At 33.5% G+C, this 17569-nt stretch carries 5 protein-coding genes; all 5 read left to right on the top strand.

Going from position 1 to position 17569, the window contains the following annotated elements:
• The first annotated feature begins 74 nt into the window (after nucleotides 1–74).
• The 5 genes from BD809_RS08130 to BD809_RS08110 all read left to right on the top strand — a co-directional run bounded on the left by BD809_RS08130 (nucleotide 75) and on the right by BD809_RS08110 (nucleotide 17568).
• Complete coding sequence (locus tag BD809_RS08130; protein WP_148782475.1) at nucleotides 75–6554, top strand: non-ribosomal peptide synthetase; 6480 nt, start codon at nucleotides 75–77, stop codon at nucleotides 6552–6554.
• A 75-nt stretch (nucleotides 6555–6629) separates the two neighbouring features.
• Complete coding sequence (locus tag BD809_RS08125; protein WP_148782474.1) at nucleotides 6630–7373, top strand: hypothetical protein; 744 nt, start codon at nucleotides 6630–6632, stop codon at nucleotides 7371–7373.
• 151 nt (nucleotides 7374–7524) lie between these two features.
• Nucleotides 7525–9906, top strand: a complete 2382-nt coding sequence (locus BD809_RS08120; protein WP_148782473.1) for an ABC transporter permease — start codon at nucleotides 7525–7527, stop codon at nucleotides 9904–9906.
• A gap of 380 nt (nucleotides 9907–10286) precedes the next feature.
• Nucleotides 10287–11225 carry a cupin-like domain-containing protein gene (locus BD809_RS08115; protein WP_148782472.1) on the top strand — a complete coding sequence of 313 codons (939 nt, stop codon included), beginning with the start codon at nucleotides 10287–10289 and terminating at the stop codon, nucleotides 11223–11225.
• Nucleotides 11226–11265: 40 nt separating this feature from the next.
• Entirely contained in the window at nucleotides 11266–17568 is a 6303-nt protein-coding gene (locus BD809_RS08110; protein WP_148782471.1) for a non-ribosomal peptide synthetase, read from the top strand.
• Nucleotide 17569 lies beyond the last annotated feature (1 nt).

Genomic DNA, 17569 nt, shown 5'->3' with positions numbered 1-17569 from the left:
AGCCTTCTGTGCTGAAACAAATATAACTCAGTAGATTACACTTTTTTAAATTTTTCTGTTCATAATTAGTACATATGATACAACCCAGTACGCTCTCTGAAATTCTCTTACAAAGAAGTAACTTGTCTTCGGTAGGAATAACATTTATTGAAGGTAGTTCAAAAGAAACTTTCCTGTCTTATGAAGAGCTGTACAAGGAAGCTTTAATAGTATTAGCAGTATTACAAAGTCGAGGAATGGGTCCGGCGGACGAATTGGTTTTCCAGATCGAAGACAATAGATCTTTTATCATTACTTTTTGGGGATGTATTCTTGGAGGTATAATCCCTGTGCCACTCACAATAGGTCATAAAGAGGATCACAAAGGAAAAATATTTAATGTGTGGTCCGTATTAAAAAAACCTAAGCTTATTTCTTCAAAAAAGAATTTAACCTCTTTAAAATCCTATGCAGAGGCTCATGATTTAATGGTTATCCATGACCATATTGAAAAGAACGTTATTGAATTTTCAAAAGGTATGGAGGTGAAGGAAAATGAACCGGCTATTGTCCATAAGGCTAGAGAAAATGATATAGCATACATTCAATTTTCATCAGGATCCACAGGAAGTCCTAAAGGAGTAATCTTGACTCATAAAAATTTAATTTCGAATGTTTCAGCTATTGCAAATGCAGCTTCTTATTCTGAAAATGACTCTATGATAAGTTGGATGCCTCTTACTCACGATATGGGTCTTATAGGTTTTCATATCAATCCTCTTTTTAGTGGTATGGATCACTATTTAATACCCACAACTCTTTTTGTGAGAAGACCAGCACTATGGTTTGATATAGCTACAAAGTATGAGGTGAGCATCTTGTGTTCTCCTAATTTTGGTTATAAGTATATTCTACAACACTGTTCTGACAGACAAGCGTATAGTTGGAACTTGTCTCATGTTAGAGTACTTTATAATGGAGCTGAACCTATTTCAGAGCAACTGTGTAAGGAATTCTTAGAAAAAATGGAGCCTTATGGACTTAGAAAACAGGTGATGTGCCCAGTATACGGATTGGCTGAAGCGAGCTTAGCGGTTTCAATTTCACGAATGGACGAAGAGCTTAAATCATATAGCGTGGTTCGTGAACTTTTAAATTTCGGGGATATGGTGATGCCCTCTCGGGAAAATGAGTCGGTTAGTTTTGTGAATGTGGGAACTGCAATTGACGATGTTTCAATTCGAATTACCGATCACCAGAATAAGGAACTTTCAGAAAAAACTATAGGTCATGTCCAAATAAAAGGGGCTAATGTAACTTCGGGATATTACAATAATTATGAGGCTACAGAGGAAGCTATACAAGATGAATGGCTTAAAACGGGTGATTTGGGCTTTATGAAGAATAATTGCCTGTACATAACGGGAAGAATTAAGGATCTTATTATTGTTAATGGGCAAAATTATTATCCACACGATATTGAAAGCGTTGCGGAAGAAATTGACGGAATTGAAATTAATAAAATAGCTGTTACCGGATTCTTTAATACTATTACAGATAATGAGGAGACCGTTGCATTCGTGTTCTATAGAGGCAAGAATTTTAATAAATTTGCAACTTTAGTAATTGAGTTGAGAACGTTAATTAATGCTAAAATAGGTTTCCAACTGGATCATATTATTCCCGTTACAGATATTCCTAGAACTACAAGTGGTAAACTTCAACGCTACAAACTACTACAACAATACCAAAAAGGTGTTTATCAGGAGGTTGAAGAAACGGTATTGCAATTATTGTCTACTCAGGAATCAAAAAATATGGAGGCGGTAGCTCCAAGGAATACACGAGAGACTGCTATTTACGATATATGGCAATTAGTTTTAGGTAGAGATGATTTTGGAATAAATCATAAATTTTTTGAACTAGGAGGGACCTCTCTAAAAGCTGCACAAGTAGCTATGCTGTTGTCAAAAAATCTTCAAATAGAGTTGCCAATTGATTTGCTATATGAATGTCCAACAATACGTGAATTAAACAAGGCAATTGTATCATTCGAAAGTACGGGATACACTGCTATTTTGCCGTCGCCTACTGAAGCTAAGTATGTACTTTCCGAAGCACAAAAAAATATTTTTAACGCATGGAAAGTAAACCCGAAGACCGTGGCGTACAATATTCCAGTTGCTCTTTCCATTGACGTACGGATTCAATTAGATCAAATAGAGAAAGCTCTGAATACGCTTTTAAAGCGTCACTCACTTCTTCTTTCGGTATTTGATGATGAAGATGAAGCATCATTTTTTCAGGAGAAGTATGAATTTGTTGCCTTAACCAAATTAAATTGTGATCCTGATAAAATAGAGGAAACTTTAAAAGAATTAATCACTCCGTTTGAACTTACAAAACCCAAATTATTCAGGTTTTATCTGTTAGAAGTTATTACACAAAATAACATTTTATTTTTAGATTTTCATCATAGCATAGCTGATGGTCAATCTCTTCAAATTTTTATAAATGAATTTGCTCAATTATTACAAAACTCAGAATTATCACCGATTTTAATAGACTATAAGGATTATATTCATTGGGAAAATTCAACAACATATCAAGAAAAACTTTTAGATCAAGAATCCTTCTGGCAAAGTAAACTTAAGGAGCCTTTACCTTTATTAGAATTACCAATAGATTTTGTAAGACCCCAACTCTTTAATAATTCTGGGGTACGGGTAAGAAAACAGTTAAGTGAGAACCTAAGTAATAGCTTACGTGATATAGCCACTTCAAATAACACTACCTTACATAATGTTTTATTCACAGCATACAAATGGTTCTTGTCAAAGATTACAGGCACTAACGTAAATTGTATAGGAGTTTCTGTCTCTGGAAGAACTCACATTGATTTACAGCCTATCTTCGGAATGTTTGTAAATTCACTACCGGTGGTCACTTCGGTTCAAGGGGACGACACCTTTCTTGAATCGTTATCTATTGAAAATAAAAATTTAAGAGCTACATTTAAAAATCAGGAATATCCTTTTCATAAATTAGTTCAATTTGATCAACGTGAAAGGGATGTAAGTAGAAACAACCTTTTTGATACAATGTTTCTCTTTCCTGATGTTTCAATTAATTCTTATCAGGACGGTGTTGCTTTGGAAAATTTCTTTTTTGATCCTGGCTATTCTAAATACGATCTTTCAATTGAACTGTATAATGAAAATTCGATCGTCTATATTTTGGAATATGCTTCGGCACTTTTTAGACCGGAAACAATAGCTAATTTTCAGAGCTATTTTGAACAAACTTTAGAAACGATAGCTAACAATCCCGCGGTAGTATTTTCAGAATTATCACTTCTGTCAAAACAGAAACAAAATGAAGTGATTGTTGATTTTAACAATACACCTCACAGGTTCCCTAAAGAGACGGTTGTTGATTTGTTTCTCGATCAGGTTCATGAAACGCCAAATAATAAGGCAATTTGTTATGGATCTTATAATGAAGATTTTATAACGTTGAATGATAGATCTTCTAAAATTGCAGCACATTTACAAAGTTTTGGTGTGAAAAAAGGAGATGTTGTTTCGGTACAATTAGATAAGCATCCTGAATTAATACATTGTATACTCGGAATTTTGAAAGTGGGAGCTGTGTATTTGCCTATAGGAGAGGATTTACCCATAGATAGGATAAACTTTATGTTGTGCGATGCCTCTTGTAAATTATTGATATGTAAAGAACCAGTAGAAAATCTGGATATTGCGAAAAAGCTGATACTAACATTGTCAGCACTAGATGCGGCCTTGACCAAAAACGAGTTTGAATTTACTCAAATTGAATCAAGCGACCTAGCTTATATCATATATACCTCTGGAACCACGGGTCGTCCTAAAGGGGTTATGATATCACACAAATCACTTGCAAATTACGTGCAATGGGCAAAAGACGCATATCTGGATTCAAATTCGGAAAGCATAGCACTCTTTACTAATATAGCATTTGATTTGACGCTTACTTCTATCTTTTTACCCTTATGTAGTGGAAACCCTATGTACATTTATTCAGGCGATTCAACAACTCTAGATTTTGAACAAGTGTTACAAAACAACGAGACGAATATTTTAAAAGTGACCCCCTCTCATCTTAGATTATTACTTGCATATGACTTCGGATCTATTGCAAATTGTCGTTTAAAGAAATTAATTGTAGGCGGTGAAATTTTGGATACACAATTGGCTAACGCTATTCACTTAAAATTTGGAGGAGCAATCAAAATTTTTAATGAATATGGTCCCACCGAAGCTACTATTGGGTGCATGATTTATATTTATAACCCTACAGATGACTACGCTTCTGTACCTATTGGTAAACCGATTGCAAATACTCAAATATATCTTTTAGATTCATTTTTACAGCCGGTGCCAACCGGGATTATTGGAGAGTTATTTATTGCCGGAGATGGTTTAGCAAAGGGATATGTTGCAAGTGAAGATTTGACAAATGAAAAATTTCTGAAGAACCCCTTTATTAAAGGATCAAAAATCTATAAAACTGGAGATATAGCCAAGCGTAATCTTCACGGTGATATTGAATATATTGGTCGGGCAGATGAGCAGGTAAAAATAAATGGCTACAGAGTTGAACTGGAAGAAATCAAAAGAGTTCTTCTTAATCACAGATCTATAACTTCCTGTGTGATAACAACCAAAATTGAAAATGACACGTTAAAACTGGTCTCTTATTACACTGAAAAACGAATATTAGAAAAACCACTTACCGTAATTGATTTAAAAAATTATTTGGCTGGAAGCATACCTCATTTTATGATACCTGAGATGTTTATAAAAGTGGATACTATTCCACTTACATCAAATGGTAAAATTGATATCAAAAAACTTTTACAACTTTCTAATCAAGCTACAATTCAAAATGAAACCACTGACGTATCGCAAAATGAAATATTTAAAGTTTTAAAGGAAGTTTGGTCAGAGGTTCTAAAAAAAGAAAACTTTAGTGATAAGGATAGCTTCTATGAGTTAGGAGGAGACTCTATAAAAGCGACTCAAATTGCATCAAAACTTCAGGAGCGAAATATTCTTGTTAAGGTCAAAGAAATATTAACCTATAATACCCTTCAGCAATTAGGACTCTACATAATTTCTAGAAAGAAAGAAATCGCCGTCCGAAATAAAATGTCACAAGAGATGGTTCAGGGGTCCAAAAAGTTATCACCTATTGAATGGTGGTTCACCAAAAATACTTTCAAGGATCCTGGATTTTATAATCAATCCATCGTGTTGAGTTTGAAGCGTAAGGTGATAAATGAATATTTAGAAAGAGCGTTTGAATTGCTAATTAGGCATCATGATGGGCTCCGTCTCAATTATAATACTAATCACGGAGATTTATTTTATAATACTAATCATATAGAAAGAAAATTCGAACTACAAAATTATTCACTTGCAGATACAAATGAAGACGATAGTATACAGCTATTTGAACGGATAAAGTCAGATTTCGATATTTCATCATCATTATTATTTAAGGCCGCTATCATTAAAAGCGAAGGTACATGTGATAGATTATTTCTTACGGCTCATCATCTTTTGGTAGATGGCGTTTCTTGGCGTATTCTATTAGAAGATTTATTAACTATATATCTGGCTTTAGAAAAAGAAGAGGATGTTTTGCTTCCATCTAAAACAGCTTCAGGTATCATTTGGCATCAATATATGGAGGAATTTTGTGAAACGGATGATTTTGTCAATGACACCAAGTACTGGACTAAAAGCGATACCTCCACTTTCAAAATTCCTTTAGATTATGAAACCGACGATTGGCAAGTTTCAAACGTTACAGAGCTGATAGGAACTTTTAGCAAAAATACCATTGATACACTTCTTAAAATTACAGGACAAAAGAATGTGTTTAACTTAGATATACAAATTGTATTATTCACAGCTTGGGCTTTGGTACTTAAAAAGTGGACTTCACAAGAAACGATTGTAATTCAAGTTGAAAATAATGGTAGAACAATGCTTGATCTTGATGTATCGAGAACAATTGGTTGGTTCACAACATTATTTCCGTTACAAGTTAAATTGGTGAGCGAAAATTTAAAGGAAACGCTTTTACTGATAAAAGAAAAGTTTAGAAGTATCCCCAACCAGGGCATTGGATATATGTTGATGCAACAATCAAACAACGCTACCAGCAATAATTTTTATCTTCCTGAAGTACGCTTTAACTATTTAGGAGAGTTTGGAGCTGAGTTTGCAAATGAGTTATTTGTTTTAAATAGTTTATTCTCTGGAAATGAAACCTCTAAAAACAATCAAATGACCGCCAAATTTGAAATTAATATGATGATTATTAATGGAGAATTACAGTACAAATTACTTTATAATACTAAGAGTTTGAAACGTGAAACAGTTGATCAATTACTTCATCAATTCGACAAAGAATTATCCTCAATTATTGAGATGGTTATGAAAGAAGAAGAGCATCATTTTTCACCTTCAGATTTTAGTAATGCCAATTTGATGCAGGAGGATATTGATAGCTTGTTTCTATAAATTAATATTTCTAACGACAGATAATTGAAAAACCAGTTCATTTATACCGGCCATGAATATTTTAAATAGATTACTATGGATAAAATAAACAGAGACATTAATCAACTTACAAAAGAGCAAATCATCATGTTAGCCTCGGCATTTACTGAGGATACTTTTGAAATTGTTACAACGGTTCCATCGAGTGATAATATTCCTTTAAATCTTAGCGAAACCTTACAGAATAAAGAAAATTTTGCTGTGCTAATGGAAGACGAAAATGCAAACTTTAATTATTTTTCAATTAAGTATCCGATCGGTAAATCACAAAGCGCCATTATGCCATTTGGAGTCTATGGAGTGAGCGATAAACGTAACATACGCTTCCCCTTGGTTATCAATGGCATTTGGGTCTCGCTTTTTATGCTTGATGAAGCAACTTTTGGAGCCGGTCTACAGATTTGTGATGCCAGCGAACTTTCAAAATATTATAGTCGTTTTACAAGTTGGAAGCAGCAGCTTATCTCTAAGGTTTTTAATTATTACTATCTTTCAGAATATAACTCGATCATGTCCTGGCCAAAACGTGGTGAAAGGAGTTTTACCAGGCAATTGGCAGAAGAAATTGGATTTTTGTGGCAGGATTTCAATAATAATGAATTATTTAGCTCACTTTCACTATCTACAAGCGAAATCGATTATGTTAAAAATTCTCTTTTTAGATGGAAGGTACTTGGTGAAAATGACCCGAATCCACGTCCGCCTATCACTCCGCAAATTATTCAATTAATAACCAGTATTATTGGATTCCCGTTAATGGCTGACCATAGTAATATCTAATATGTACTATATCGAACTTAAGTGTACATTTTAGGACATAATTAAAAATATACTAATAGATTAATAATTTGAATATCAGGTGGTTATTAGTTTTTTTACTGATGGCATCAAATTTGTCTCTCTCCGAATAACGATCTGTAAACCAAAAAATATGCTATATCATAACTTTTTAATTTCAATAAGAAATTTTTTCAAGAATAAGCTTTCATTTTTTATCAATGTCTTTGGTTTGGCTATTGGTTTGGCTTCTGTAATTCTGATCTACATGTGGATTAGTTCTGAATTAGGTGTAGATAAGTTTCATGAAAATGATGATCGATTATTTCAAGTTATGGAAAATCAGGTATTGGGTGGAGAGATTGTGACGCAAGGAGCTACTCCAGACTTGCTTGCCGAGACGCTCAAAAATGAAGTATCAGGAATTGAATATGCTGCAGCTGTAGCACCATCATCTTGGTTTGGAGATTTTACATTGCGTGTAGGTCTTGACGTGATTAAGCAAAAGGGACAATTTGTGGGTAAAGATTATTTCTCAATCTTTTCATTTACTATGTTAAAAGGGGATGCAAAGACCGTATTGCATGATAGAAATAATATAGTTATCTCAAAAGATTTAGCGACTAAGTTATTTGGAAGTCCTGAACAAGCTATCGGGCAATCTATAGAATGGAATTTGATTGGTAAACAAAAGGAAAGTCGAGTAGCTGGTGTATTTGAAACACTATCAGCAAATTCTACTGAAGAATTTGACTTTGTTATTCCTTACCAAAAATTTGTGGATCTCTCTAACGAAATAGGCCGGCCAATGACTTGGGGAAATCATGGTCCTCATACATATATTGTATTAGAAAAGAATGTGACTTCTGAAAGAATTGATAAACTTATCAAAGATTTCATAACGAAGAAAGATAAAAATCAGGATAATGTAATTCTCTTTCTGAAAGAGTATTCCAGTAACTACCTTTATGGAGAATTCGAAAATGGTACGGTAAGTGGCGGACGAATAAGTAATGTGAGGCTCTTTGCATTAATAGCCATTTTTATTTTAACCATGGCCTGTATTAACTTCATGAACTTATCTACGGCAAAGGCGACTAGAAGATTAAAGGAAATTGGTGTTAAAAAGGCAATAGGAGCGAGTAGGTTAGATTTAATAATTCAGTATTTAGGAGAATCGGTAATTCTCAGTTTTATAGCAATGTTTTTTGCGATTATCATAGTTCTATTAGTGCTTCCGCAATTCAATGAAATTATAGGAAAAACGTTAGAGTTCAATTTCACTCTAGAAATGATTTTGGCGCTTGCCTTCATTTGCATAGTAACGGGACTTATCGCAGGAAGTTATCCGGCAATTTATTTATCTGGCTTTGAACCAGCGAAAGTTTTAAAGGGAAAGTTGAGTAATTCGTTCTTAGAAATATGGACAAGAAAAGGTCTTGTTATTTTCCAGTTTATTTTATCAGTGATACTTATCGTTTCAGTTATGGTTGTGTACCAGCAAATCCAGTTCATTCAAAATAAAAATCTGGGCTTTGATAAGGCAAATATAGTATACTTTACATTAGAGGGTCGGGCTAAAAGCAATCTGGATCCATTTCTTAAAGAATTAAAAGCAATTCCGGGAGTAGAGAATGCTACCAGTATAGAAAATAGCCTAGTTGGTAATGAAGGTTATACCGTTGATGTAAATTGGCAAGGAAAAGATCTTGATCAATTAGTCAATTTCACCAGCTTTCAAATTAATCATGATTTTATCGAAACATTAGGCATTGAACTTTCAGAAGGTAGAAGCTTTTCTGAAAATTATGTCGCGGATAATACAAAAATCATACTGAATAAAGCAGCTATCGAGGTTATGGGATTAAAATCGCCTATAGGAACGACAATTCAACTCTGGGGAGAAAATAAGGAAATTATTGGTGTGGTTGAAAATTTCTATTTCGAATCATTTAGAAATAACGTCAAACCTGCTTTCATGATTTTAAGTCCGAATAAAACTCTAATTTCTGTTGTTAGGATAAAGAATGGCGCAATGAAAAATACACTGAGTCGAATTGGTAGTTTTTACAAAAATTATACTAATTTTTCATTTGATTATAAATTTTTGGATGATGATTTTGAAAAATTATATGAAACTGAAAACCGAATCGCAGAGCTTTCAAAATATTTTGCGCTACTTGCGATATTTATATCATGTTTAGGTCTCTTTGGTCTTTCGGCTTTTACTTTAGAACGAAGAAAAAAAGAAATAGGAATTAGAAAATCACTTGGTAGCACTAATATGGGAATTGTCTATGTACTCTCTAAAGAGTTTGTAGTATTGGTACTATTCTCTTTGTTTATTTCTTTGCCTCTAAGTTTTTACATAACAAAGTCTTGGTTAATGGGTTTCAGTTATAGAATTGAGCTTCAAGTATGGTATTTCTTATTAGCCGGATTGTTTGCCATTATCATTGCAAGTTTGTCTATCATATTACAGACTATAAAATCTATAAATGTCGATCCTGTAGAATATTTGAGAGAAAACGATTAATTACTAAATCATTTTTAGAATATAAAGTTTCGGAAAGGTGCGCCTTACGGATTCCCTTTTTCTTTTATACTTTACTATACTTAAAACGATTCTAATACATACTATCTGCTTAGCTCATCAAAAAGCTTTTAATTAGATCTGCCTATTTATTTCATATAGCTATCTGCTGATACGAGTGAATACCGTGGTCATTTCAGATAATACTAGCTTAAGAAACCTTGTTAAGGTGCTCTAATATTCATTTCTATTTAGGACCGACTATTTTTTAAAGAAAATTAATAAACAGTTCTACCGCACGTATTTAATATGCTTAACAGTCTCGGCTTGTGTGTTATATAATATGTATATCATAATAATCTAATAACTTAAAATTTGAAGAAATGAATGATAAAGACAATCCATATTATGATGAGCTATTTTCTTTTATTCCTGGGATTGAAAATGCAGGGCAATTACCAGAAGTTGATGCTAAAACCCTTAGCGAAAGTGATTTTCACAATAATTGGGTGAATAAAAATGAAGCTTGTCTTATTAAAGGTGCGGTAAAAGAATGGCCAGCTTGGACCAAATGGAGAAAACCTGATTATTGGACATCTTTTTGTAAAGATTTCAAAATTTTCATTTATCCCCATAGAAATTTTAATGATAGAGATCTCAACAATGAAGGTCGTATGGAAATGTCTTTTTACGAAGCTGCAAAGCGTTTTTTTAGTAACGAAGATAAAGATGAAGTACTTAGCCTTCCAGCCGAAATAATTAATGAACACTCTTTTTTTGGTCCTTTGGAAAACGATATGCTTACTTTTCCGTTTTTGACTAATCCTAAAAGTGCAAGAGCATATCCACCTAATCGTTTTTTCTTGTATAAGAACGCGTCAACCGGATGGCATTATCACGATGTTGATGAAACATTAATGTGTCAAGTAAAAGGTGATAAAATCGTCGCCTTGCTACCACCGGATATTCCAAATGCCCATACGGTAACTAATTATTTAAATAACGAAGAATACATGTCTGGGAAGCGTCTGGATCCTAATATGAACTTGAAGCCAATCTTGGTAAAGGTTATGGATGGAGATGCGCTCTATATCCCTATAAATTGGTTTCATGCCGTAGTACCGGCTGATAATCAGGTAGGAGTTACATTGGCGTATTGCTGGAGAAATTCACTTCATAAGTTCGGTAATTTATCCAATTATTTTGTGAGACGTACGTATAGACAAATACTTTGGCCTATTGGCCCATATACCTTTTTGATGCCATTTATGGGTGCGTACTCAGTCTTTAGTTTCTTTACCCATAAACTTTCTAGACGATAATTCTCAATATTAATAAGTGACATATTAAATCTGTATACGTATGCTCGATAAGAAGAACATTAAGGATATTATTAATCTAAATGCAACCCAAAAGGGAATGCTTTTTCATTATTTACGGGATGAGTATAACAATTCATATAATACTCAGCTCCACTTTATCTTTGAAGAAAATGTTTCTGTACCATTTTTAAAGAAAGCATTTTTAAATGTCCAACTAAATAACGATATACTTCGATCTGTTTTCAGATGGGAGAATATTAGCAATCCGATTCAAATTATACTGAAAGAGATTCCTTTAAATTTTGAGTACATTCATGCATTAACAAATAAAAAACAGGTTGAAACCATCAAAAATAGTGATTGGTTAAAGCGTTTCGATCTAAAACAAGTACCGCTGCGTATCACTGTTATTGAAGAGACAAAAAATCGTTATCACTTGTTAATAACTCATCATCATATTCTCTATGACGGTTGGAGTACAGGAATATTTTTGAAAGAATTTTTTGACGTGTATTCAAAGCTTACGCAAGGTTTCCAAATTAAAAGTCATTCAAAAATAAATTATAGCACGGCGTATAAATTATATAATCAACATCTTAATAGTGAAGTAGAACAAAATTTTTGGAAACGTTATTTAACTGGTTTTGAACCTGTTAACATAACACAGTATCTGGTAAGAAATGAAAGTGATAAGAACGATTTGCATCATAAAGTATTGTCCAGATCATCAATGCAAACCTTAGAACAGTTTGCTATACAAGAGAGCGTTACGAAAGCTTCTATTATTTATGCGGTTCTTGGAATTGTTTTTAGCAAATGCTTTAGTGTTACGGATTTTAGTTTTGGTACTACCGTGTCTACTCGATCCATAGCAAATAATGGATTAGATGAAGTTATGGGTGTTTTTATAAATACCCTTCCACTTAGAATGCAAGAAATAGATAAGATATCGGTACTCGAGCTTGTTCATCAGACTCATCAACATCTTTTAGAAAGAAATGAATTTAATACAATTCCTTACGCTCAGCTAAAAGAAATGAAGCAGTTAGGTCCCAGTAAGGATTTATTTGATATCGTAGTGGCTGTAGAAAATTATCCATTAGACAAGTCTATTTTGAATCTGGATACCCAGATAACACTAGATTCTGTAAGAGAAAGTATCGATTCTCCATTATTAATATCGGTCTTTTTCAAAGAAACGCTGGACATTGAGTTTACATTTGATGCCTCCAAAATCTCTACATTCGGTATTGAGAATTTGAAAATGTGTGTGACTACAATGCTCACAAAGCTTTTTGAAAATAGTACAACTCATATTGGTGATATTAGTCTTGCAACACCAGAGTTTTTAAAACAAATTGATGATTTAAATGCACAGAGTACCCAGCACCCTCATGAAAGTATTGTGACTATAATCAATGAAAGAGTACGCGAATACCCCAATAAAATAGCACTCTCAAATAATGGAAAAAAAATAACATATCAACAGTTTAATGAAACAGCCAACAAGATAGCAAGACTTCTTATAAAGCAAGGAGTAGTTGAAAATGATATTGTGGGAATTTTAGCTGAAAGGTCTGAGAACCTTATTATCTATATGCTAGCTATTTTAAAAACTGGTGCTGCTTATCTTCCAATAGACCCTCAATACCCCAAAAAAAGAATTGATTATATAGTTGAAAATAGTAAGTTATCGTTGTTAATTTCCGAAAATGAACTTAAAAATATCTGCAGTGATCTTTCCGTAAAGGTGATACAAGTCGATTTTAACGGAACACTATTCAGAAATGCGAATTCGGATAATTTAGATATACCTATAAAATCTGATAAAGCTGCATATGTTATTTATACATCTGGCTCAACAGGTAACCCTAAGGGGTGTGTGGTGTTGCATAAAAACTTGACCAATCTGTATTATGGTTTTCTTGATGTAACCGGCTATTCAGCGCAAGATGTTATTTCATGTATAACAACAGTTTCGTTTGATATTTTCCTTACGGAAACGATTATACCACTGTCCATTGGTATGTCTGTAGTATTGGTAAGTAGCGAAGATCAAAAGAACCCAGAAAAGATAGCCGAGATAATAATTGAAGAAGGGGTAAATATCTTCCAAGGAACACCTTCTCATTTTAGAATTTTATTGGATTCAGAAGTGTTTAACTTGGCATTGACGCGACTACGATCCATATTATTAGGAGGTGAAACTTTCCCAAAAGAAATACTTTCAATTTTAAGGAATACATACCAGGGTAAGATCTTTAATGCTTATGGTCCCTCTGAAACTACCGTATGGTCAACAGTCAAGGAAATATCAAAAGACTCAAGCATTTCTATAGGTACTCCTTTAGTCAATACTCAATTATACGTTCTTGACTCAAATCTTAATAAAACTCCTTTTGGCTTTCCGGGAGAACTGTATATTGGGGGGGATGGGGTATGTAACGGATACTTATATAACGAAGAGCTATCTTCACAACGATTTATCGTATTAAAAAATTCAAAAGATCCTGTATATAGAACGGGGGATTTAGTGAAATATCTTCCTAATGGAGATTTAAAATTTTTGGGACGTGTTGATAATCAAGTAAAATTACGGGGTTATCGAATTGAGCTTGGCGAAATCGAAACCAAAATTCTTAGCTGCTATCCTTATATCAAGCAAACTAAAGTTTTGGTAGATGAATCCGGGAACTTCAAAGATTTAGTTGCCTATGTGGTTGCATCAAAAATGGTAGATATCGAAGCGTTAAGAAATGAAATTAAGGGCTCTTTACCTGATTATATGGTGCCAGCTAAAATACTTCAGTTGCCAGAATTTCCTCTGACTCCTAATGGGAAAATTGATACCAAGCGTTTCCCTAAATTCAATGACGAATCGGATACTGTTAAGGAACTAATTGCTCCAAACAATTTAGTACAAGAAAAGCTTATGGGTGTTTGGGAAGAAATACTTTCAATTTCAGAAAAGGATATTAGTATCACCGACAATTTTTTTGAAATAGGCGGAAACTCTTTAAAAGCTATGGTATTACAGAATAGAATTAGAAAGATTTTCAATGTAAAAATAATTCTTAATCAAATTTTAAAGTCACCAACAATAGCTGGCTTATCCGATTGTATTGAGTTAAATGAAACACAAGCGTATGTGCCTATAAAGCCATCGCCTAAGATGCTTCGTTATGAACTTTCTCCAGCACAAAAACGGCTTTACTTATTACAGAGAATCCATCAAAAATCGGTCTCTTATAATATGTTGTATGTAGCTAAAATAAACGGCAATTTAAATATTGAAAAAGTGGTGGCTGCTTTTAAAGAATTAATAAAAACACATGCGGCATTGAGAACTTCTTTCCGTATGGTAAATGGTGCTCTCTATCAAAAAATAAATGAGCATGTATCTTTTGATTTAGAATTAATAAGCCGAAAAAGTTCGATGAATGAAGCTTTTGATTCATTTTTAAGACCATTTAATTTAGAGCAAGCTCCATTGATAAGAGCAGCGATTTATAAAAATGATGAAGAAGACCTTTCCTATTTATTGGTAGACTTACATCATATTATAGCCGATGGCGTTTCTCAGGGTATTTTAATTGAAAATTTTAGCAAATTTTATAATGGACAGAGCATTACAAAACCACAGATAGAATATGTAGATTATGTCTCTTGGCTATCAAAGAGTCTTGCCCATAATACAACAGCGTCAAAAAAGTTCTGGCACGAACAATTAAAAGATATCAATTCGTTATCAGACCTACCCATTGATTTTAAAAGAACGGCAGAAAGACAGGAACTCGGTGATGTTGTGAAGCACAAACTTAGTGTGGATACTACTAATACACTAAACACTATAGCTCTAGCCAATCACACCACTCCGTATGTACTGTTATTTACGGTTTTAAATATTTTACTACAAAAACTCTATAACGACTCTCAAATTTCTGTAGGGACTACAACTTCTGGACGAGAGCACGCAGATTTGGAAGGTGTGGTAGGAATGTTTGTTAATACTTTAGTGATAACTAATAAGATACCATCTGAAGTATCATTTACGACCTTATTGAAAATGGTACAGGAAAAAATATCGGTTTGCTTCGAGCATCAATCTTATCCTTATGAAAACTTGATTAATGAATTAGAAGTAAATCGTGAGAACAGCAGAAACCCGCTATTCGATGTGATGTATACCTATCAAAATTTTGAACAGAATGCTTTAGAACTTGAAAACTTGCAAATTCAGGAGATGGAGTCTTACAATAAAATTTCAAAGTTCGATCTTACACTCAGGGTTTCGGAGATTCATGGAAGTTTGAACCTAGAATTTGAGTATGCTGAGGCATTATTTAAAAGAGAAACTATTGAAAAATATAGTAACTATTTCGTAAATATTTTGCACTGTGTTTTAGAAGAGCCGGATACTCTTGTCTCAAAAGTTAAGCTCTTATCCGATAAAGAATTCATAGCTATTTATAACGAATTTGATAATACAGACATTAAGTATCCTGAACAAGAAACAATAGTAAGTTTGTTTTCAAATCAAGTAATAGCAAATCCTAACAAGGTGGCTTTGAAAATTGGAGATGAGCAACTAACATATTCAGAACTTGATGAAGAAATAAATAAGCTCTCAATGTATCTTCTGGAGTCAGGAGTCAAAAGTGAAACCATTGTGGGTCTGTTTGTTGACAGATCTATGCACACTATAATTGGGATGCTTGCCATTTTGAGGTGCGGTGCTGCTTATTTGCCAATAGATGTAGACCACCCGATATCGAGAATTAAGTTTATGCTTGAAGATAGCAAGTGCACATATTTGTTAACTACTAAAAACTGTATTGTACCCGATAATTACAATAAAAAGGTGCTGTTCTTTGAAGATGCTCAGGAGCATCCGACACAGGCTGCAAGTGATTTTAATATGGTGTCTCCCAGCTCCTTGTGTTATATAATTTATACATCAGGTACTACCGGGAAACCAAAGGGGGTAATGATAGAACATAAAAACGTTGTTCGCCTATTTTTTAATGACTCAACCAATTTTAACTTTAACGAACAGGATGTATGGACCCTATTTCATAGCCCCTGTTTTGATTTTAGTGTGTGGGAGATTTATGGCGCTCTTCTTTTTGGAGGGACACTTATAATTGTTCCGAAGGATACTACCAAAGATACCAGACTTTTCATTGATCTGCTTCATAAAGAAAAGGTTACTATTTTAAATCAAACTCCAAGTGCTTTTTACCAGTTGAGCTATTATAGCGCATCAGAAATTGACAAAAAAACGAAATTATATTTACGACACGTGATATTTGGTGGTGAAGCATTGCAACCAAAGAAATTAAAAGCATGGAAAAAATTATATCCTGAAGTACAATTAATTAATATGTTCGGTATTACTGAAACAACCGTACATGTTACTTATAAAGAAATAACGAGCAAAGAAATAGATAATGGTAAGAGTAATATTGGGGTACCTATTTCTACCTTATCCATGTACGTGCTGGATTCAGATTTAAATAGAAACCCTCCAGGTATAACTGGAGAATTATATGTCGGTGGTAGTGGAGTCGCTAGAGGGTATCTTGGCAATGAAGAACTTACTAAGAAAAAATTTATTGACAACCCGTTTAAACCAGGTAGCAAAATGTATAAAACGGGTGACCTCGGTAGAATTTTATGGAATGGGGATATAGAATATCTGGGACGATTGGATAATCAAATTCAATTACGAGGATATCGTATTGAGCTAGATGAAATTGAAAAAGTGTTACAAGAATATAGTCTAATTAAAGATGCCGTCGTAGCAGTAAAGTCTTTTACTAATGATGATGTGATATGCGCCTACTATATTGCGGATAAAAAGATTAATAATAAAGATTTCCGAAGTTTTTTATTAGAATTTTTACCAGATTATATGTTGCCTTCATTTTTCATTCGAGTTGCTAGTTTTCCGTTGACAAATAATGGAAAACTAGAAAAAAAACTCCTACCAGACCCTAGTATTAAAAGGTCTGTTGACGATCTTCCGAAGAATGAAATCCATAAAAAGCTTATTAAAATCTGGGCCGATATACTAGCGGTTCCCGAGTATGAGATTGGTATATATATGAATTTCTTTGAAATCGGAGGAGACTCTCTGAAAGTGGTACAAATTTCAGAAAGAATAAAAAAAGAGTTTAATAAAGAAATTTCTGTAGCTAAGATTTTCAGCTATCCTATAATAGCAGATCTGTCTGAGTACTTAAGTACCTCCAAAAATCCTGTTTCTTTCTCATCAACGGATACGGGAGATGATGTAGAACAAATCAGCAATGTTATTGACTTGCTTAACAATCTAAATTAAA

Origin of the sequence: Aquimarina intermedia (genome assembly GCF_008124785.1) — a bacterium.
GTDB classification, from domain to species: domain Bacteria; phylum Bacteroidota; class Bacteroidia; order Flavobacteriales; family Flavobacteriaceae; genus Aquimarina; species Aquimarina intermedia.
The sequence above is the reverse complement of the archived record's forward strand: the minus strand, read 5'-3'. Positions and strand labels throughout refer to the sequence as shown.

Bases quoted from the DNA above. Each gene is read 5' to 3' on its own strand.
- BD809_RS08125 (WP_148782474.1), top strand. From the start codon at position 6,630: ATGGATAAAATAAACAGAGACATTAATCAACTTACAAAAGAGCAAATC.
- BD809_RS08130 (WP_148782475.1), top strand. From the start codon at position 75: ATGATACAACCCAGTACGCTCTCTGAAATTCTCTTACAAAGAAGTAAC.
- BD809_RS08115 (WP_148782472.1), top strand. From the start codon at position 10,287: ATGAATGATAAAGACAATCCATATTATGATGAGCTATTTTCTTTTATT.
- BD809_RS08120 (WP_148782473.1), top strand. From the start codon at position 7,525: ATGCTATATCATAACTTTTTAATTTCAATAAGAAATTTTTTCAAGAAT.
- BD809_RS08110 (WP_148782471.1), top strand. From the start codon at position 11,266: ATGCTCGATAAGAAGAACATTAAGGATATTATTAATCTAAATGCAACC.